The organism is Leifsonia sp. 2MCAF36, assembly GCF_052115525.1.
GTDB lineage: Bacteria > Actinomycetota > Actinomycetes > Actinomycetales > Microbacteriaceae > Leifsonia.
The window spans coordinates 11,851-30,415 of sequence record NZ_JBFRGV010000015.1 but is presented as its reverse complement, the minus strand read 5'-3'; the positions used below and the strand labels follow the sequence as shown (position 1 = coordinate 30,415).

The 18,565-nt window shown below is 70.4% G+C and carries 19 protein-coding genes; 15 read left to right on the top strand and 4 right to left on the bottom strand.

The features are described from left to right. Positions 1 to 13: 13 nt before the first annotated feature. The 4 genes from AB4079_RS18480 (at position 14) to AB4079_RS18465 (ending at position 4,025) form a co-directional block, all read left to right on the top strand. Positions 14 to 265, top strand: coding sequence for a YlxR family protein (locus AB4079_RS18480; protein WP_441788796.1), 252 nt, complete (start codon positions 14 to 16; stop codon positions 263 to 265). A 103-nt stretch (positions 266 to 368) separates the two neighbouring features. Further along, positions 369 to 3,176: a translation initiation factor IF-2 gene (gene infB / locus AB4079_RS18475; protein ID WP_441788795.1), complete on the top strand. Its 2,808-nt coding sequence runs from the start codon at positions 369 to 371 to the stop codon at positions 3,174 to 3,176. 56 nt (positions 3,177 to 3,232) lie between these two features. Then, on the top strand, positions 3,233 to 3,697 hold the full coding sequence (gene rbfA, locus AB4079_RS18470; RefSeq protein ID WP_441788794.1) for a 30S ribosome-binding factor RbfA: 465 nt from the start codon (positions 3,233 to 3,235) through the stop codon (positions 3,695 to 3,697). A gap of 37 nt (positions 3,698 to 3,734) precedes the next feature. Further along, a complete protein-coding gene (locus tag AB4079_RS18465) occupies positions 3,735 to 4,025 on the top strand; it encodes a YciI family protein (protein WP_441788793.1) in 291 nt (96 codons plus the stop codon). A gap of 60 nt (positions 4,026 to 4,085) precedes the next feature. On the opposite strand, the gene AB4079_RS18460 is transcribed toward AB4079_RS18465, so the two are convergent. After that, positions 4,086 to 4,952: an A/G-specific adenine glycosylase gene (locus AB4079_RS18460; protein WP_441788792.1), complete on the bottom strand. Its 867-nt coding sequence runs from the start codon at positions 4,950 to 4,952 to the stop codon at positions 4,086 to 4,088. Between the two features lie 39 nt (positions 4,953 to 4,991). Here AB4079_RS18460 and AB4079_RS18455 point away from each other — a divergent pair, with 39 nt between their 5' ends. Next, entirely contained in the window at positions 4,992 to 5,597 is a 606-nt protein-coding gene (locus AB4079_RS18455; RefSeq protein WP_441788791.1) for a hypothetical protein, read from the top strand. An 8-nt stretch (positions 5,598 to 5,605) separates the two neighbouring features. On the opposite strand, the gene AB4079_RS18450 is transcribed toward AB4079_RS18455, so the two are convergent. Beyond that, entirely contained in the window at positions 5,606 to 6,613 is a 1,008-nt protein-coding gene (locus tag AB4079_RS18450; protein WP_441788790.1) for a ketopantoate reductase family protein, read from the bottom strand. 111 nt (positions 6,614 to 6,724) lie between these two features. Further along, positions 6,725 to 8,215 (bottom strand): DHA2 family efflux MFS transporter permease subunit, encoded by a 1,491-nt coding sequence (locus AB4079_RS18445; RefSeq protein ID WP_441788789.1) that lies wholly within the window; start codon positions 8,213 to 8,215, stop codon positions 6,725 to 6,727. A 73-nt stretch (positions 8,216 to 8,288) separates the two neighbouring features. Between AB4079_RS18445 and AB4079_RS18440 the strand changes: the two genes are divergently transcribed. From AB4079_RS18440 to AB4079_RS18415, 6 genes are read left to right on the top strand one after another with little or no spacing between them, the layout of a single operon-like run. Next, positions 8,289 to 8,951, top strand: a complete 663-nt coding sequence (locus AB4079_RS18440; RefSeq protein ID WP_441788788.1) for a TetR/AcrR family transcriptional regulator — start codon at positions 8,289 to 8,291, stop codon at positions 8,949 to 8,951. Further along, the gene (gene truB, locus AB4079_RS18435) at positions 8,948 to 9,895 is read left to right on the top strand and encodes a tRNA pseudouridine(55) synthase TruB (RefSeq protein WP_441788787.1); all 948 of its coding nucleotides are present in this window, start codon (positions 8,948 to 8,950) and stop codon (positions 9,893 to 9,895) included. Before AB4079_RS18440 ends, truB begins: the two co-directional genes overlap by 4 nt. Continuing rightward, positions 9,892 to 10,260, top strand: coding sequence for a hypothetical protein (locus AB4079_RS18430; protein WP_441788786.1), 369 nt, complete (start codon positions 9,892 to 9,894; stop codon positions 10,258 to 10,260). The genes truB and AB4079_RS18430 overlap by 4 nt, the downstream gene beginning before the upstream one ends. A 40-nt stretch (positions 10,261 to 10,300) precedes the next feature. Next, positions 10,301 to 10,819: a hypothetical protein gene (locus AB4079_RS18425; RefSeq protein WP_441788785.1), complete on the top strand. Its 519-nt coding sequence runs from the start codon at positions 10,301 to 10,303 to the stop codon at positions 10,817 to 10,819. Next, on the top strand, positions 10,816 to 11,760 hold the full coding sequence (locus AB4079_RS18420; RefSeq protein ID WP_441788784.1) for a bifunctional riboflavin kinase/FAD synthetase: 945 nt from the start codon (positions 10,816 to 10,818) through the stop codon (positions 11,758 to 11,760). Before AB4079_RS18425 ends, AB4079_RS18420 begins: the two co-directional genes overlap by 4 nt. After that, positions 11,760 to 12,980, top strand: coding sequence for an MFS transporter (locus AB4079_RS18415; RefSeq protein ID WP_441788783.1), 1,221 nt, complete (start codon positions 11,760 to 11,762; stop codon positions 12,978 to 12,980). Before AB4079_RS18420 ends, AB4079_RS18415 begins: the two co-directional genes overlap by 1 nt. A gap of 95 nt (positions 12,981 to 13,075) precedes the next feature. Here AB4079_RS18415 and AB4079_RS18410 read toward each other — a convergent pair whose 3' ends face one another. After that, positions 13,076 to 14,038, bottom strand: a complete 963-nt coding sequence (locus AB4079_RS18410; RefSeq protein WP_441788782.1) for an ROK family protein — start codon at positions 14,036 to 14,038, stop codon at positions 13,076 to 13,078. A gap of 90 nt (positions 14,039 to 14,128) precedes the next feature. On the opposite strand from AB4079_RS18410, the gene AB4079_RS18405 reads away from it, so the two are divergent. From AB4079_RS18405 to AB4079_RS18390, 4 genes are read left to right on the top strand one after another with little or no spacing between them, the layout of a single operon-like run. Then, positions 14,129 to 15,094, top strand: coding sequence for a sugar-binding transcriptional regulator (locus AB4079_RS18405; protein WP_441788781.1), 966 nt, complete (start codon positions 14,129 to 14,131; stop codon positions 15,092 to 15,094). A 25-nt stretch (positions 15,095 to 15,119) separates the two neighbouring features. Beyond that, a complete protein-coding gene (deoC, locus tag AB4079_RS18400) occupies positions 15,120 to 16,157 on the top strand; it encodes a deoxyribose-phosphate aldolase (RefSeq protein ID WP_441788780.1) in 1,038 nt (345 codons plus the stop codon). A 53-nt stretch (positions 16,158 to 16,210) separates the two neighbouring features. Beyond that, positions 16,211 to 17,707 carry an aldehyde dehydrogenase family protein gene (locus AB4079_RS18395; RefSeq protein WP_441788779.1) on the top strand — a complete coding sequence of 499 codons (1,497 nt, stop codon included), beginning with the start codon at positions 16,211 to 16,213 and terminating at the stop codon, positions 17,705 to 17,707. Then, the gene (locus AB4079_RS18390) at positions 17,704 to 18,564 is read left to right on the top strand and encodes an aldehyde dehydrogenase family protein (protein WP_441788778.1); all 861 of its coding nucleotides are present in this window, start codon (positions 17,704 to 17,706) and stop codon (positions 18,562 to 18,564) included. Before AB4079_RS18395 ends, AB4079_RS18390 begins: the two co-directional genes overlap by 4 nt. The last annotated feature ends 1 nt before the right edge of the window (position 18,565 follow it).

Genomic DNA, 18,565 nt, shown 5'->3' with positions numbered 1-18,565 from the left:
GGAGAGGAGTAGGATGGAACCCGTCAGAACGTGCGTCGGATGCCGTTCTCGCGCTCCCCGATCCTCTCTTCTGAGGATCGTCGTCCATGATTCAGAACTCGTGGCGGATCCGTCCGCCACTCGTCCGGGGCGGGGTGCGTGGCTGCATCCGGTCGACGAGTGTCTCGACCTCGCAGTGAAACGCCGGGCCTTCGGGCGGGCGCTTCGCGTGGAGGGGATGCTCGACACCGCGACCATCCGGTCGCAATTCATTAGAACAGGCTGAAGAAGTTGACTTCACATGAGTGACAACCGATGAGTGTCTCGAAATGAGATCCGTCCGCAAGTGACGCCTGCCCCTGTCTGGGGTGGGCCCAGACAGGAGAATTGTGGCTGCAAAACCACGCGTACATGAGGTCGCGAGCGAGCTCGGCGTCGACAGTAAGGTCGCGCTCGCGAAACTCAAAGAGATGGGCGAGTTCGTCAAAGGACCGTCCTCCAGCATCGAGCCTCCGGTAGCCCGCAAGCTGCGTGCCGCCCTCGAGGCCGAAGGTGCGAAGCCGTCCGCCGACAAGGCGACCGCGGCTGCGCCGAAGGCGCCGTCCCAGGCGCCGCGTCCCGCCGCGCCCCGTCCGCAGCAGCAGCCCGCTGCTGAGTCCGACGAGGACACCGGTCCGAAGCCGCAGGCGCCGATGTCGGTCGCCGAGCGTCAGGCCGCTGCCGAGAAGGCCGCTGCCGAGAAGGCCGCAGAGAAGGCGGCCGAAAAGGCCGCTGAGCAGGCCGCCGCCGCCAGCACGACGGCGACCGAGACCGCACCGGCAGCGCCCGACGCGGTCACGCCCGCGAGCCCGCGTCCGGCCGGCGGCAGCATCCCGCGCCCCGGTTCCCCGCGACCGGGCAACAACCCGTTCTCGAGCAACCAGGGGATGGGCCAGCGCCCGCCGCGCCCGGGTAACAACCCGTTCTCGTCGTCGCAGGGCATGGGCCAGCGCCCGTCGCCGAGCAACATCCCGCGTCCGACCCCGCCGCGTCCCGGTTCGCCGCGCATCGGCGCGCCCGGCCAGGGCGGTGGCGGAAACAACCGTCCCGGTCAGCGTCCCGGTGGTGCAGGTGGAGGCCGTCCCGGCTTCCAGCAGCGCCCCGGCAGCGGTGGCGGCGCGGGTGCAGGTGCCGGCGCAGCCGGTGGATTCCAGCGTCCAGGCGGCGGCTTCGGCGGCCCGCGTCCCGGTGGGGGCGGCGGTCGTGGTCGCGGCCCCGGCGGCGGCACGGCCGGTGCCTTCGGTCGCGGTGGCGGCAAGAGCAAGGCCCGGAAGTCGAAGCGCGCGAAGCGCCAGGAATTCGAGATGCGGGAGGCCCCGTCGCTGGGCGGCGTGAGCGTTCCCCGCGGCAACGGCGACACCGTCGTCCGACTTCGTCGTGGCTCGTCCATCTCGGACTTCGCGGACAAGATCGACGCCAACCCCGCGTCGCTGGTCACCGTGCTCTTCCACCTGGGAGAGATGGCGACGGCGACCGAGTCGCTCGACGAGGCCACCTTCGAGGTGCTCGGCGAGGAGCTCGGCTACCGCATCCAGGTCGTCTCGCCCGAGGACGAGGACAAGGAGCTCCTGGAGGGCTTCGACATCGACCTCGACGGCGAACTCGCCGGCGAGTCCGACGCTGTCCTCGAGATCCGGCCGCCGGTCGTCACGGTCATGGGCCACGTCGACCACGGTAAGACGCGCCTTCTCGACGCGATCCGTAACGCCAACGTGGTCGCCGGTGAGGCGGGTGGCATCACCCAGCACATCGGTGCCTACCAGGTGTGGACCGAGCACGAGGGCTACGAGCGCGCCATCACCTTCATCGACACCCCGGGCCACGAGGCGTTCACCGCCATGCGTGCCCGTGGTGCGCAGGTGACCGACATCGCGATCCTGGTGGTCGCGGCCGACGACGGCATCATGCCGCAGACGATCGAAGCGCTGAACCACGCACAGGCGGCCAACGTGCCGATCGTGGTCGCGGTGAACAAGATCGACAAGCCCGACGCGAACCCGGCGAAGGTGCGCCAGCAGCTCACCGAGTTCGGCCTGGTGGCCGAGGAGTACGGCGGCGACGTCATGTTCGTCGACGTCTCGGCCCGTAACGACATCGGCATCCAGGACCTGCTCGACGCGGTCCTGCTGACCGCCGACGCCGGTCTCGACCTGCGTGCGAACCCCAACAAGGACGCCCGCGGTGTCGCGATCGAGGCCAAGCTCGACAAGGGCCGCGGCGCCGTGGCGACCGTGCTCATCCAGTCCGGAACCCTCCGGGTCGGCGATGCGATCGTGGCGGGCACCGCCTACGGACGTGTCCGTGCGATGGCGGACGAGAACGGCGATGCCGTCTTCGAGGCCGCCCCGTCGCGTCCGGTCCAGGTGCAGGGTCTCTCCAGCGTCCCGCGCGCCGGCGACGTCTTCCTCGTCACTGAGGAGGACCGCACGGCCCGTCAGATCGCCGAGAAGCGTGAAGCAGCCGAGCGCAACGCGCAGCTGGCCAAGGCCCGCAAGCGCATCTCGCTCGAGGACTTCACCCGCGCTCTGCAGGAGGGCAAGGTCGAGGCGCTCAACCTCATCATCAAGGGCGACGTGTCCGGTGCCGTGGAGGCGCTGGAGGAGTCGCTCATGAAGATCGAGGTCGACGAGTCGGTCAGCCTGCGCATCCTGCACCGCGGTGTCGGTGCGATCACGGCGTCCGACATCGACCTGGCGACGATCGACAACGCCATCGTGATCGGCTTCAACGTCCGCCCGGACGTGAAGGCGCGCGAGCGTGCGGCCCGCGAGGGTGTGGATGTCCGGTTCTACTCGGTCATCTACAACGCGATCGAAGACATCGAGAACTCGCTGAAGGGCATGCTGAAGCCCGAGTTCGAAGAGGTCCAGTCGGGTGTCGCCGAGATCCGCGAGGTGTTCCGCTCCTCCAAGTTCGGCAACATCGCCGGTGTCATCGTCCGGTCCGGAACGATCACGCGCAACGCCAAGGCGCGCGTCATCCGCGACGGCGTGGTGGTGGGGGACAACCTCAACATCGAGTCGCTGCGCCGGTTCAAGGACGACGTCACGGAGGTTCGTACGGACTTCGAGGCCGGTATCGGTCTCGGCAAGTACAACGACATCCAGATCGGCGACGAGATCGAGACGACCGAGCTTCGCGAGAAGCCGCGGGCGTAATTCGTGCGATGGCCGGTGGCTCTGCCACCGGCCATCTTGCCCGAAAGGAGAACACAGTGGATCCGGCTCGCGCGAGGAAGCTCGCGGACAGAATCAAGGAGATCGTCGCCAAGCGGCTCGATCGCGGCCTGCGCGACCCGCGTCTGGGTTTCGTGACCATCACGGACGTCCAGGTGACCGGCGACCTGCAGCACGCGACCGTGTTCTACACGGTGTACGGCAGCGAGCAGGAGCGCGAGGACAGCGCCGCTGCCTTGAAGGCGGCGACGGGGATGCTGCGCACCGAGGTGGGCAAGAACATCACCGCGCGACTGACGCCGACGCTGGCGTTCCAACTCGACGCGATCCCCGAGAACGCGGCCCACATCGAGGGCCTGCTGCGCGAGGCGCAGCAGCGCGACACCGAGGTGGCCGGGCTCGCCGCCGGTGCGAACTACGCGGGCGATGAAGACCCGTACGTGAAGCCGCGGGTGCTGACCGACGAGGACGACGAGGACGACGAGCACCACGAGGAAGAGTGACTGACCCCGCGTGACGGGTCGGCCGTATGCTGGCGGCATGTTCGCCGTCTCCTTCTACGATGCCGACCCGAACGCGGGGCCGGACCACTTCCAGCGGCTGGTCGACACCTACCCGCGCCATCGCGCCTACCTCGACGAGTTCGCGAAGGACGGCGAGGTGCTGATGATCGGCACTTTCGGCAACCCGGCGACGGAAGGGTCCATGGCCGTCTTCCGTTCACGCGAGGCGGCCGAGCGCTTCCGCGAGGGCGACCCGTTCGTCACCGAGGGGCTCGTCTTCCGCTCGCGCATCCTGGACTGGGACCCCCTGGTGTTCCCCGAGCACTGAGGTGCTCGTACCTGCTGCTCCCCGCGGCGTGTCGGGCGCACGTACGAGCACTTCGGCGCGTCAGGGGAGTGTGTAGCCGCCGTCGACCGCGACGGCGAGACCGTCGGCCAGCAAGCCCGCCAGAGCGCGGTCGCGTTGCGCGGCCTCCGGCCACACGGAGGTGAGCTCCTCGGCACTGACCGGGATGTGCGACGCACGCAGCTCGGCGAGGATCCGGCCGCGCACCTGACGGTCGCTGCCCTCGTACCGCTTCTGCACGGCTTTGCGCGGTCCGTCGTAGGCCGGGTAGCCCGCCTGCCGCCAGGCGCACCGGTCGGCGACGGGGCAGGCGTCGCAGCGGGGCGTCCGGGCGACGCAGACGATGGCGCCGAGTTCCATCATCCCGGCGTTGAAGGCGGCTGCGACCGGCCGGTCGTGCGGCAGCAGCGCCTCCATCGCGGCGAGGTCGCGTGTCGCCTGCGGTGGCCCGGGCTCGCCCTGGCCGCCGATCGCCCGCGCGATCACCCGCCGGATGTTCGTGTCGACGACTGGGTGCCGGTTGCCGTACGCGAAGACCGCGACGGCGCGCGCGGTGTAGTCGCCGACCCCGGGGAGCGCGAGCAGCGCATCCACATCCTGCGGCACCACCCCGCCGTGCTGCTGGGTGATCGCGACCGCCGCGGCATGGAGCCACAGGGCGCGCCGCGGGTAGCCGAGCGACTTCCACGCGCGGACCGCCTCGCCGGGCGGCACGGCGGCGAGATCGGCGGGTGTCGGCCAGCGGGTGAGCCACTCCTCCAGCCGTGGGATGACACGGCTGACCGGGGTCTGCTGCAGCATGAACTCGCTGACCAGCGTTCCCCACGGGCTGAAACCGTCGCGGCGCCACGGCAGGTCGCGCCGGTTGGCGTGGTACCAGGCCACCACCGTGCCGGCGAAGTCGTGCATGCATCGAGGCTAACCGTTGGTGCGGCCTATGCTCGTCGCATGATGCTTCCGCCGACGCCGCGCGTGCTGTTCCTGCGTCAGCTGGTCGGCGCCATTCGGCGGGACGCTTCCGCCGGACGCGTGGTCGTCGCGGTCGACTCCGGGTCGGGAGGCGGAGGCGCGACCTCGGGCGGTGTCGCGTTCGCCGACGACCTCGCTGTCGTCTTCCGGGAGGCCGGAGTAGGTAGCTTCCGCGCGTCCCTCGGAAGCTTCCACAACTCTCGCGCCTTCCGCAGCCGCCTCGGACCCGAGACACCCGAGGCCTACTACCGCGACGCCTACGACTACGTCGCCCTGCGGCGGGTCCTGCTCGACCCGTTCCGGCTGGGTGGCAGCGCGGGCTTCCAGACCGCCGCCTTCGACGTGGTGCGCGACCAGGCAGTGGAGGCGCGCTGGCTGACGGCCGGCCAGGATGCGGTGCTCGTCATCGACGGGGAGTTCCCGCTGCGACCGTCGTTGCGGCGGGAGTGGAATGCGTCCGTCCTGCTCGTCGACGCGCCCCAGGCTGCCGCGTACGTGGAGGATGCGCATCCCGCCGAGTTCGCGTCGTACCTGGTCGACGACAGCGAGCCGTCGCATCCGCGCTGGGCGCCGCGGGAGGGCTGAACCCGCACTCAGGCTGCGAGCAGTGGCCGCATCCGGTCGGCGACGTCGGCGGGAGCGAGGAACGTTCCGCTCCGCTCGACCTCGTGCACGAGCGCGGTGAGACCTTGGTTGATGGGCGCACCGATGCCGGCTGCCCGCGCCTCGTCGACGACCGCGCCGTTGAGGTAGTCGATCTCGGTGAGTTGTCCGCGGCGGATGCTCTGCAGCGTTGAGCCCGGGTTGGGCGTCGCGCCCATCCGCCGCTTCATCAGCAGCGGCACGGACTGCGCGGCCCAGCGCGGCGCTCGCGCGACCACGCGGAGGGTCCGGTCGTCGAGACCCTGCAGACTGCCGTAGTGCACGCCGCGGGCGTAGCCGACCCGGGTCGCCTCCTGCAGGCTCGCGGTGAGCACGGCGCGCAGGCGCCGGTCGCCGATCACCTCTTGCGCGCTCAGGCCGGTGATCGCCGGGAGCGCGTTGATCTGGTTCACGATGAGTTTCGTCCACTGGGCGCCGGTGAAGTTGTCGATCGCGTGGGCCGGCATGGCGGCGTCCAGGATGCGGGCGGCGTCGAGCGCGGCAGCAGGCGGCGGTCCGTCGCCGGCCCCGAGGTAGGTGTTGGCCGTCGTGGTCACGGACACCCGGCCGGGGGAGAGGTAGCTGGCGGCGTAGAGCGCGAGGGCGCCGACGCAGTCGGAACCCGGGAGGAGGGCCTGCGCTTCGCGCAGCCCGGCCAGGCCGTTCTGGACGATGACGACGGGGATGCCGTCCAGGAGCCCGGCGTTGGCGCGGATGGCGGCCGCAGCATCCTGGGCCTTCGTGCAGACGAAGACGAGCTCTGGTCGCGTCTGCAGGGTCTCCGCGGCGGCGACGCGTGCCGTGTGCACACCCCAGCCGCCATCGAGCCGGAGCCCTGACTCCCGGATCGCGGCGAGCTGTTCGCCGCGCGCGGTGACCTCGACGAGGTGGCCCACGCGGTCGAGGAGCGCCGCGATGGTCCCGCCGATGGCCCCTGTTCCGATCACGCCGATACGCACGCGCTCCAGCCTAACCGCGCCCGGCGAGCAGCCGGCGCGACGCGAACCAGGGGACGCAACACGCCGTTCCCCGTGAGGGATGACGGCGTGTTGCGTCCCCTGGATGCGCGGTCAGTCCGCGAGGACCGGCGCCGGTTCGGCGACGGCCAGCGCGTCGACCGCGGCCTCGACGGGTGACTCCGGCGCGGCAGCGGCAGCGGCGGCTGCCCGCGCGGCGGCTCGTCGCCCGGGCAGCGCCAGGCTGATCAGGGCCGCGGCCCCCAGCACTCCGGCGCCGACCCAGACGGCCGGGATCGCCGCATCCACGTAGCCGGTCGGGGTGAGCGTGCCACCGGCGCCGGTGAAGACGGCGGTCAGCACGGCGACACCGAGGGCCACCCCGACCTCCCGCAGTGTCGAGTTGGTGCCCGACGCCTTCGCATGGTCGGCCGGCCGCATATTGGCGAGCACAGCCGTCGAGCTGGGAGCGAAGACGAGCCCCATGCCGATGCCGGCGAGCAGGAACGGCGGCCACATCTGCGAGTAGGGCAGCGTGGCCGAGAGGGTCAGGGCGATCCAGCCCATCGAGACCGCGAGGAGCGCGAGGCCTGCCACGACCGGCAGACGGGTTCCCGTGCGGGACGACAGCAGGCCGGTGAGCGGTGCGACGACCATCGGCGCGAGCGTCCACGGCATCGTCATCACCCCCGCCTCGAGCGGAGTGTGGCCCTGCACCACCTGCAGGAACTGGATGAGGATGAAGATCGCCCCGAAGATGCCGAAGCTGAACGTGACACCGACCAGGTTCGCGACCGTGAAGCTGCGGTCGCGGAACAGCCGCAGCGGCAGCAGCGGAGCCGCCGCCCGCGACTCCCACAGCACGAAGCCGACGAGCAGCGCAACGCCGGCGATCAGCGGGACGAGCACTTCGGCGCTGCCCCAGCCGGCGTCGTTCCCACGGACGATGGCGTAGACGAGCCCGAGGACGCCGGGGGCGGCGAGGAGCAGACCGACGATGTCGGCCCGGACCCGTGCGCCGAAGCTGTTCGGCAGGGCGATCAGGACGAGCGGGACGGCGATCACGCCGAGCGGGACGTTCAGCCAGAAGATCGCCTGCCAGTTCCAGCCCTGGACCACGGCACCGCCGATGAGCGGGCCGAGGGCGACACCGAGGCCGGAGATGCCGCCCCAGATGCCGATGGCGGCCGGGCGGAGGCGCTGGCTGACGCTGCCCGCCAGCAGGGTCAGCGAGAGCGGGAGGAGCGCCGCGGCTCCGGCGCCTTGCAGCGCCCGGGCGGCGATCAGCATCCACGGCTCGGTCGCCAGGGCGCTGGCGGCGCTGGCCAGGGTGAAGACGCTGATGCCGACGAGGAACACCGACCGGCGTCCGAACCGGTCGCCGAGACCGACCGCCATCAGCATGAGCGTGGCGAAGGTCAGCGTGTAGGCGTTGACGACCCACTGCAGCTCCTCGATGGAGGCCGAGAGGTCTTTTGCGATGACGGGGAGCGCGCTGGTGACGACGAGGTTGTCGAGGGTCGCCATGAACATCGGCAGCGACGCCGCGACGATCGCCAGCCAGACGGGGATGCTGCGGGTGCGCGGTGCGGCAGGAGCGGACATGCGACGCCTCCGAATGTTGTTATTGGATGATTACAAGCCCTGACTTTAGTAATCGACTGATAACCTGTCAAGTGTGACGGATAAGAACAGTGAGCGGATCCCCTCCGCGGAACGTCGGGTGCAGATCCTCGAAGCCGCCAGCCGGGTGTTCGGCGAACGCGGCTACTTCGGCGCGACCACCGACCAGATCGCCCGTGAGGCCGGAATCAGCCAGCCCTACGTCGTGCGGATGTTCGGCGGCAAGGAGAACCTGTTCGTCGGCGTGCTCACCCGATCCCTCGAGCGGCTGCTCGTCACCTTCACCGAGACGATCGAGGCGTGGAAGGCCGACGGATCGCCCGCCGTCGCCGACGGTACCGCGGGCGTGTTCGTCACCGGCGCGCACGGCGAGATCGGCCGCCGGCTCGGACTCGCCTACGTCAGCCTGATCGAAGACCGCGGGCTGCTGCTCTCCCTGATGCAGGCGTTCAGCATGGGCCAGGACCCGACCATCGGCGCCAAGGCGCGGGACGGCTTCCTCACCATCTACCGGCTGCTGCGCGAAGAGGTCGGCTTCGAACCTGAGGAGGCGCGGTCCTTCCTCGCCGAGGGGATGCTGCTGAACACCCTCCTCGGCCTCCGGCTCACCGACGAGTACGAGAAGGACGACGCGGCGACCGAGCTGATCGAGTGCACCTTCCGCACCAAGCTGCAGCTCGTGCTCGACATCTCGGCCGGCGAAAGCGCTCGCGCGTGACCGGCAGCGGTCTCATCCTGGTCGACAAGCCGGACGGGATGACCAGCCACGACGTCGTCGCCCGGGTGCGTAGGGCGGCAGGCACCCGCAAAGTCGGCCATGCCGGAACGCTCGACCCGATGGCCACAGGCCTGCTCATCGTCGGAGTCAACTCCTCGACGCGCCTGCTGACGTACATCGTCGGTGCGGACAAGGAGTATCTGGCGACCATCCGGCTCGGCGCGGCCTCGACGACCGATGACGCCGAAGGGGAGCTGCTGGTTCCCGCAACGCAGGAGGCGCTGGATGCCGTGGAGGACACGGCGATCGAGGGCGGCATCGACGCACTGACCGGCGAGATCGATCAGATCCCGAGCTCGGTGAGCGCGATCAAGGTCGACGGCAAGCGAGCATACGCCCGCGTCCGCGCCGGCGAGCAGGTCGAACTGAAGCCGCGCGCGGTGACGGTCTCCGAGTTCGAGTTGCTCGGCACCCGCCGGATCGAGGGCGCGATCGACCTGGACGTGCGCGTGGTGTGCTCGTCGGGTACGTACATCCGCTCGCTCGCGCGCGACCTCGGCGCCGGACTCGCCGTCGGCGGCCACCTGACCGTCCTGCGGCGCACGCGGGTCGGCGCGTTCCACGTGCGCGACGCGCACGACCTCGCTACGCTCGATGCCGAGGCGGCGCTCATCCCGGCGGTGGACGCGGCCACCGAACTGTTCGAACGGCTCGACCTGACGGAGCAGCAGGCGATCGACCTCATGCACGGGAGGCGCATCCACGTCGCCGACCGGGAAGGGTCCGGCGGCCGCCCGGTCGCCGCCGTCGCCCCGACCGGTGCGCTTGTGGGACTGATCGAGTTCCGCGGAAAGGAAGCCAGGACGCTCGTGAACTTCCCCACGGAGGAGGCCGTCGCCCCCGCGAACGGGACGTCGAACGACTCGGCGAGCGGAACCGCATGATCGAGTGGTACACCACGGTGCAGGTCGTCGTCGCCTGCGCCGCCGGCATCCTGTGCCTGGTGCTGGGACTGGCTGGACGGCTTCCCGGCGACGTCTCGATGGGCGCGGTCGCGCTGGTCGAACTGCTGCTGCTCGCACAGCTGGTCGTCGCGATCGTCGCTCCGGCGGTGGGCAACAACCCGTCCGGCAGCCTGGCCGAGTTCTACATCTACCTCATATCGGCGATCATCCTTCCCCTGGCGGGAGGCTTCTGGGCGCTGATCGAGCGCAACCGGTGGAGCACCGTCATCCTGGGCGGCGTCTGCCTGGCCGTCGCGGTCATGGTGTACCGGATGGGCCAGATCTGGTTCGTCCAGGGCGCCTGAGCCGCACGCGCTGCTCCGCGTGGCAAATAGAATCGAAGAGATGTCCCACCACACCATGTCCGCGCGCACGAACTCCGATCCGCCGTCCCCGAGGCGCCGGATGTCGGGGGTGGGCCGGGTGCTCGTCTTCGTCTACGGTGTGCTGGCGCTCGCCGCGGCCGGGCGGAGCGTCTTCCAGATCATCGACCGCTTCCACGAGGCGCCGGTCGCGTTCAGCCTGTCCGCGCTCGCTGCGGTCGTGTACATCGTGGCGACGGTGTCCCTCATCGCACCCGGGCGCGTCTGGTACCGCGTGGCGTGGATCACGATCAGCTTCGAACTGGCGGGCGTTCTCGTGATCGGCACGCTGAGCCTGTTTGCGCCGACCGTGCTCGGGCTGCACGACATCGACCCCTTCGGCCGCGACGCGACGGTGTGGTCGGTTTACGGGATGGGGTACCTGTTCATCCCGCTCGTCCTGCCGGTGCTCGGTCTGCTGTGGCTGCGCGGCCACCGGCCGTCGGACGCGGCCGACGCGCCTGGCGCGCCTGACGCGCCGACCGCCGGAGCCGCGTCGTGAAGGTCTTCCACGCGGTCTCCGAGGTTCCGGACGGATGGGGGCCGAGCGCGGTCACGATCGGCAAGTTCGACGGAGTCCACACCGGGCACCGCGCGGTGATCGACCGGTTGCGCGCCGTCGCCGCGGAGCGCGGACTGGTGTCGACGATCATCACCTTCGACCGCAATCCCCTCGAAGTGCTCGCACCGGAGAAGTGCCCGGCCTCCCTCGTCAGCAACGCGCAGAAGCTCGACCTGCTGGCATCGACCGGGGTGGACGCCACGCTCATGGTGGCATTCGACCACGCGCTCGCCGCACTCGAGCCGGAGGAGTTCGTCCACCACATCCTCGTCGAGCGACTGCACGCCGCCGCCGTGCTCGTCGGCAGCGACTTCCGGTTCGGCGCCCGCGGCGCGGGCGATGTCGGGCTCCTGCGCCGGCTGGGGGAGACCTACGGCTTCACGGTCGAACTGATCGACGACGTGCGGCCCGAGCACGGCCGCCGCGTCTCCTCCACCTGGATCCGCGAACTCCTCGCCGACGGCGACGTGGGCCACGCCGCCGAGCTGCTCGGCTCGCCTCCCACCGTGCGCGGCATCGTCGTGCACGGCGCCGCCCGCGGCAGGGAACTCGGGTTCCCGACCGCGAACCTGTCGCCGGAGTCGGAGGGACTCATCCCCGCCGACGGCGTCTACGCCGGCTGGCTCACCGACGCCGGTCAGCGCTACCCCGCCGCCATCTCGGTGGGGAACAACCCGACGTTCGAAGGCGTGCCACACAAACAGGTCGAGGCGTACGTGCTCGACCGTGAGCTCGACCTGTACGACCACACGGTCGAGGTGTCGTTCGTCGAACGGATCCGCGGCATGGTCGCCTACACCGGCATCGAGCCGTTGATCGCGCAGATCGCAGCCGATGTGGAGCAGGCGCGCAGCATCCTCGGCGCAGGCGAGCCATCCTGATGGCGGAAGCCGAACCCGCCGCGGTCCCGCGGCCGCTCTGGCACGGCCGTGCCATCGCCCTGGTCGGTATCCTGCTCGTGGCGGCCAACCTTCGCACGGCGGTCGCCGCGCTCTCGCCGATCTTCGCCGAGATCCGTACCGACTTCGCCGTCTCCAACATCGACGTCGGTCTGCTCGGGATGCTGCCGCCGATCTGCTTCGCCGTGTTCGGCCTGATCGCTCCCTCCTTCACGCGACGGCTCAGCCTGGAGTCGGTGGTTCTGCTGGCGCTCGGCGTGATCCTCCTCGGCCACCTGGTGCGGGCGTTCTCGACGTCGTTCGCCGTGCTCGCGATCGGGTCGGCGGTGACCTTCGCCGGGATGGGCGTCGGCAACGTCCTCCTGCCGCCGCTCGTCAAGCGCTACTTCCCGGACCGCATCGGTCTGGTGACGTCGCTCTACGCGACCGTCATGTCGGTGTCCACCCTGCTGCCGCCGCTCGTCGCGGTGCCTGTGGCGGACGCTGCGGGGTGGCATGTCTCCGTCGGCATGTGGGGCGTCGTCAGCCTGCTGGCGATCCTGCCCTGGCTGCGCATCCTGATCACCCGGCGCCCGGCGCACCCCGACCAGGACGTGGAGGTGGAGGCGGCCCAGCCGGCGATGGCGGGACGCGTGTGGCGCTCGTCGCTGGCCTGGTCGCTGGCGGTGGTGTTCGCGGTGTCCAGCCTCAACGCGTACGCCATGTTCGCCTTTCTGCCGCAGATCCTGCACGACGTCGCCGGGGTCGCACCGGCGGATGCGGGTGCGCTTCTCTCGGTGTATGCCGGGATGGGCATACCTGCCGGGCTGCTGGTTCCGCTGCTCGCCGCACGCATGCGGAACGTCGCGATCCTGATCTACGCCGGCGTCGTGTTCTTCGTCGTCGGGTACCTGGGGCTGATCCTCGCGCCGGGGACCGCGACCTGGCTGTGGGTGGCCTTCGCGGGCCTCGGGCCGCTGCTGTTCCCGCTCTGCCTCGTGCTCATCAACGTGCGAACCAGGACGCATGCCGGGTCGGTCGCGCTCAGCGGCTTCACCCAGGGCCTCGGCTACACGCTCGGAGCGCTCGGCCCGCTCGCCGTCGGCGTGCTCCACCAGCTCACCGGCTCGTGGACGGTCCCCCTCCTGGTGCTGACCGCCACCGTCCTGGCCGCCGCCATCGCCGGGTCCGTCGCCGCCCGCCCCCGCTACCTCGAGGACTGACCCCCCTCCCGCTCCCACCGTCGAGTACACAAAAACTGCACGGTTTCAGTACGGAAACCGTGCAGTTTTTGTGTACTCGACGGCGGGGGATGGGGTCAGGGGAGGAGGTGCGAGCGGTGGATGAGGGCAGCGGCGCCGATCAGCGGGCCCTCGGAGGAAAGGGCGGACGGAACGATGCGGACCTTGCGCACGAACGGGAAGTAGTGCTGCTCGACGACGGTCCGCATGTGGTCGAAGAGGTCGGGAGTGGAGTGCGAGAAGCCACCCCCGATGGCGACCAGTTCCAGGTCGAGCAGCGCCGTCGCCGAGGCGATCGCGTGACCGACCGCCCGGCCGGTGCGCGCGATGGCCTCCCGAGCCACCGGGTCGCCCGCCGCGTAGGCGGCCGCCAGTTCCTCACCGGTCGTCCCGGCGAAGCCCTGCCGCCGCGCCCACGCCACGGTGTGCGGGCCGGACGCCATGGCCTCCAGCGCATACGGGCTGCCGAAGGTGTCCTCGCCGCGGATTTCTCCCACCTCAACATGCCCGATGTGGCCGGCGTTGCCCGTCGGGCCGGTGATCACCCGCCCGCCGACGATGAGGCCGCCGCCGATGCCGGTCGAGATGACCATCCCCATCACGTTGTCGACACCCTGCGCCGCACCGACCCAGTGCTCCGCCATGGTGATGGCGACGCCGTCCATCTCCAGGGTGACCGGCGCGTCGATCCCGAGTTCTGCGGCGACGCCGGCGACGTAGTCGCGCATCGGGTAGTCGCGCCAGTGCGGCACGTTGAGGGGCGAGACGAGGCCGCGCCTGCGGTCGATCGGCCCGGCACTGCCGATCCCGACCCCCACGATCGGTCTGCCTGCGGGGAGGGATGCCGCGGCCGAGCGCACCACGCCGCCCACGGACGCCTCCAGTTCCGGCACGGTGGCATTCCGCCCGGTGGGGTGGCGGTGGCGGGACCCCTCGACCAGGCGCCCCTCGGTGTCGACGAGGGCGGCCTCGACCTTGGTTCCCCCGAAGTCGACGGCGAGAGCGTAGGCGGTGGCGGCGAAGTTCGGGTCTGTTGGCACGACCCAACGATAAACGAAAGCACTGGTGCTCATTTGAGCAGAGACCACGCACATGTTGCTCGCCTGGTCGACCGTTCCTAAGCTGGAGGGGTGGGCCTGAACGATTCCGACGAAATCCTCGCCGTCAAAGCCGCAGAGCTCTACTACGAGGCTGGCAAGACGCAGGATGAGATCGGCGTCGCCCTCAACGTCTCGCGCTGGAAGGTCGGCCGGCTCCTCGTCGCCGCTCGCGAGCACGGGTTCGTCCGCATCGAGATCGTCCACCCGAGCGCACGGCGCTTCTCGCTGGAACGCGAACTGTGCGGCTTCTACGGCCTCGCAGACGCGGTCGTCGTCCCCGCCGCCGAGTCCGACTCGGAGGTGCAGGGCAGGGTCGCACAGGCCGCGGCCGACTACCTGACCACACTGCGCCCAGTGCCACGCACCCTCGGCGTCAGCTGGGGCCGCACGCTGCACGCCGTCGCCGCGCGCCTCCGCCCGGGGTGGGCGGTGGGCGTCAACCCCGTGCAGATCAACGGGAGCGTCTCATCCACCCGTCAGGCGACCGCCGCCGCCGACACAGCCGTCGTCATCGCGCGCAAGGCGCAGGGCACCGCGACCCTGCTGCCCAGCCCCGCCATCTTCGAGCACGCCGCTACGCGCCGCGCGATCGAGGCCGACCGCTCGGTGCAGAGCGTGTTGGAACTCGCCCGCAACGCGGGCACCTACCTGTTCAGCGCCGGTGTTGTCGACACCAGCTCGGTGCACGTCGACTCCGGCTACCTCTCGGTGGAGGACGTCGCCGCGCTCGCCGAGAAGGGCGCCGTCGGCGACGTTGTCGGCCGCTTCATCACCGACGACGGGCAGGTCGCCGACCCGGAGCTCAACTCGCGCACGCTGGGGCTCAGCCTGGACGAGCTGCGCGCGGCCCGCACATCCATCGCGGTCATCGCCGGCGAGGCCAAGCATCGCGTCGCGCACGCTGTCGTCGCGAGCGGGCTGTGCACCACCCTCATCACCGACGAGGCGACCGCCAACGACTTGCTCGGGCGTTCCGCCCCGGGCGCACCCGCTTGAGCAACCCATCCTTTTGGAGGAACACGTGACCATCGAGACAACGCCACCGGTGCGCACCCTCGCGCCGGCGGCCCGCGCCGTCGAGGTGCTCGGCGGCGACCTGACGGAGGGGTCGCTCCGCCGCTACCTGAACGGCATCCCCGGGGTGGATGCGGTGGGCCTGGAGCAGCGCGCGGCCGGCCTCGGCACGCGCTCCATCAAGACGACCAGCAAGAAGCGGGCGCTGGACACGATCATCGAGCTCATCGACCTGACCACCCTCGAGGGCGCGGACACGCCCGGCAAGGTGCGCTCGCTCGTCGCGAAGGCGCTCACGCCGGATGCGTCCGACCCCTGGACCCCGCGCCCGGCCGCGGTCTGCGTTTATGGCGACATGGTGCCGTACGCGGTGGAGGCGCTGGGCGCATCCCACGCCGGTGCCGTCCGTCGCGCAGGTGGCCAGGGCGGCGTGAACGTCGCAGCGGTCGCCACCGCCTTCCCGAGCGGTCGCGCCTCCCTCGCCGTCAAGCTCGCCGACACGGCGGATGCGGTGGCCGCCGGCGCGGACGAGATCGACATGGTCATCGACCGCGGCGCGTTCCTCTCCGGCCGCTACGGCCTGGTCTTCGACGAGATCGTCGCCGTCAAGGAGGCCTGCCGCCGCGAGGACGGCACATACGCGCACCTCAAGGTGATCCTGGAGACCGGCGAGCTGAACACCTACGACAACGTGCGCCGCGCATCCTGGCTCAGCATCCTGGCCGGCGGCGACTTCATCAAGACGTCCACTGGCAAGGTCTCGCCGGCGGCGACTCTCCCGGTGACGCTGCTCATGCTCGAGGTCGTTCGCGACTGGCACCGGCTCACCGGCGAGGAGATCGGCGTGAAGCCCGCCGGCGGCATCCGCTCGTCGAAGGACGCCATCAAGTACCTCGTCACCGTCGCCGAGACGGTGGGCGAGCGCTGGCTGCAGCCGCACCTGTTCCGGTTCGGTGCCTCCAGCCTCCTGAACGACGTGCTCCTGCAGCGCCAGAAGCTGGCCACCGGCCACTACTCCGGCGCCGACTACGTGACGATCGACTGACCCGGCTGTTCCGACTGTACCGACTGTTCCGACTGCCAAGAATTGTGGATGACATGAGTTTCCTCGAATACGCCCCGGCCCCCGAGTCGCGCTCGATCCTGAACCTGCGGGACGAGTACGGCCTGTTCATCGACGGCGAGTTCGTCGCCGGTCACGGCACGCCGTTCCAGACCATCTCGCCGGCGACAGAGGAGCGGCTGGCGACGATCGCGACGGCCGACGCGTCCGATGTGGACACCGCCGTCGCCGCGGCCCGCCGCGCGTACGACCGGGTCTGGTCGCGGATGAGCGGCAGCGACCGCGGCAAGTACCTGTTCCGCATCGCCCGCCTGATCCAGGAGCGCGCCCGCGAGCTGGCAGTCGCCGAGAGCCTCGACAACGGCAAGCCGATCAAGGAGAGCCGCGATGTCGACATCCCCCTGGTCGCCGCCTGGTTCTTCTACTACGCCGGGTGGGCGGACAAGCTGGAGCACGCCGGTCTCGGCCCGGCCCCGCGCGCACTGGGTGTCGCCGCGCAGGTGATCCCCTGGAACTTCCCGTTGCTGATGCTCGCCTGGAAGATCGCGCCGGCGCTCGCCGCGGGTAACACGGTCGTGCTGAAGCCCGCCGAGACGACGCCGCTGACGGCGCTGCTTTTCGCGGAGATCGTGCAGCAGGCCGACCTTCCGGCAGGCGTCGTCAACATCGTCACCGGCGCAGGCGAGACCGGCCGAGAGCTGGTCGGGCACCCGGACGTGAACAAGGTCGCCTTCACCGGATCCACCGCGGTCGGCAGGGAGATCGCGCGCAGCGTCGCAGGCACCTCCAAGAAGCTGACGCTGGAACTGGGCGGCAAGGCGGCGAACATCGTCTTCGACGACGCGCCCATCGACCAGGCGATCGAGGGCATCGTCAACGGCATCTTCTTCAACCAGGGCCACGTCTGCTGCGCGGGCAGCCGGCTCCTGGTGCAGGAGAGCATCCACGACGAGGTCGTCGACCGGCTGAAGCGCCGCCTGTCGACCCTGCGCCTTGGCGACCCGCTCGACAAGAACACCGACATCGGAGCGATCAACAGCGCCGAGCAGCTGCAGCGCATCCGCGAACTCTCTGACATCGGCGAGGCGGAAGGTGCGGAGCGCTGGACGGCCGACTGCGCCATCCCGGAGAACGGGTTCTGGTTCGCGCCGACGATCTTCGACAACGTGTCCACCAGTCATCGCATCGCGCGCGAGGAGGTGTTCGGCCCGGTCCTCTCGGTGCTGACCTTCCGCACCCCGGCCGAGGCGATCGCCAAAGCCAACAACACCCCGTACGGGCTCTCGGCCGGCATCTGGTCGGACAAGGGCAGCCGCATCCTCGCCGTCGCCGACAAGCTGCGCGCCGGTGTGGTCTGGGCGAACACGTTCAACCGCTTCGACCCGGCCAGCCCGTTCGGCGGCTACAAGGAGTCCGGCTACGGCCGCGAAGGCGGGCGCCACGGCCTCGGTGCCTACCTGGTGCCGGGCCGTTCGCTGCCCACCGCGAGCACCATCCCCGCCCGCCTCACTCGCAAGGGAGCCTCCAAATGAACCGCCTCGCGGTCCCGAAGACCTACAAGCTCTACATCGGCGGGAAGTTCCCGCGCAGCGAGTCGGGCCGTACGTACGAGGTCGTCTCGGCGAAGGGCGCCTTCCTGGCGAACGCCGCCAAGGCCTCCCGGAAGGATGCGCGCGACGCGGTCGTGGCGGCGCGGGCGGCGGTCTCGGGATGGTCGGGCGCGACCGCCTACAACCGGGGTCAGGTGCTGTACCGGATCGCCGAGCTGATGGAGGGACGTCGGGCGCAGTTCGTCGACGAGATCCAGAAGGCCGAGGGCGTCTCCGCGGGAGCGGCGACCGCGCAGGTGGACGAGGCGATCGACCGCTGGGTCTGGTACGCCGGGTGGTCGGACAAGTTCGCGCAGGTCGCGGGCAACGCCAACGCGGTCTCCGGACCGTACTTCAACATCTCCGTCCCCGAGCCGACCGGTGTCGTCGCGATCGTCGCGCCGCAGGACTCCAGCCTCGTCGGCTTCGTCAGCGCGGTCGCCCCGGCACTCATCGCGGGCAACACCGTCGTCGTGATCGCGAGCGAGCGCTTCCCGCTCTCCGCGATCAGCCTCAGCGAGGTGCTGGCGACGAGCGACGTCCCGGGTGGGGTTGTCAACATCCTCACCGGCTCGCCGGCGGAGATCGCGCCCTGGCTCGCCTCCCACGCCGACGTCAACGCGCTCGACCTGGTCGGTGCGGGGGAGCTGGAGTGGATCGACCTGCAGATCGCTGCGGCGGACACCCTGAAGCGCGTCCTCACCCCAGAGAACGGGCCGGACGCCGCGGCCCCGTCCCTCGACCGCATCGCGTTCTTCACCGAGACGAAGACCGTCTGGCACACCAAGTCGCTGCTGTAGC

What these genes read in the sequence shown, in the direction of transcription:
- AB4079_RS18480 (WP_441788796.1), top strand. Translation starts at nt 14, where the DNA reads ATGGAACCCGTCAGAACGTGCGTCGGATGCCGTTCTCGCGCTCCCCGA.
- AB4079_RS18465 (WP_441788793.1), top strand. Translation starts at nt 3,735, where the DNA reads ATGTTCGCCGTCTCCTTCTACGATGCCGACCCGAACGCGGGGCCGGAC.
- AB4079_RS18460 (WP_441788792.1), bottom strand. Translation starts at nt 4,952, where the DNA reads ATGCACGACTTCGCCGGCACGGTGGTGGCCTGGTACCACGCCAACCGG.
- AB4079_RS18455 (WP_441788791.1), top strand. Translation starts at nt 4,992, where the DNA reads ATGATGCTTCCGCCGACGCCGCGCGTGCTGTTCCTGCGTCAGCTGGTC.
- AB4079_RS18445 (WP_441788789.1), bottom strand. Translation starts at nt 8,215, where the DNA reads ATGTCCGCTCCTGCCGCACCGCGCACCCGCAGCATCCCCGTCTGGCTG.
- AB4079_RS18430 (WP_441788786.1), top strand. Translation starts at nt 9,892, where the DNA reads ATGATCGAGTGGTACACCACGGTGCAGGTCGTCGTCGCCTGCGCCGCC.
- AB4079_RS18425 (WP_441788785.1), top strand. Translation starts at nt 10,301, where the DNA reads ATGTCCCACCACACCATGTCCGCGCGCACGAACTCCGATCCGCCGTCC.
- AB4079_RS18415 (WP_441788783.1), top strand. Translation starts at nt 11,760, where the DNA reads ATGGCGGAAGCCGAACCCGCCGCGGTCCCGCGGCCGCTCTGGCACGGC.
- AB4079_RS18395 (WP_441788779.1), top strand. Translation starts at nt 16,211, where the DNA reads ATGAGTTTCCTCGAATACGCCCCGGCCCCCGAGTCGCGCTCGATCCTG.
- AB4079_RS18390 (WP_441788778.1), top strand. Translation starts at nt 17,704, where the DNA reads ATGAACCGCCTCGCGGTCCCGAAGACCTACAAGCTCTACATCGGCGGG.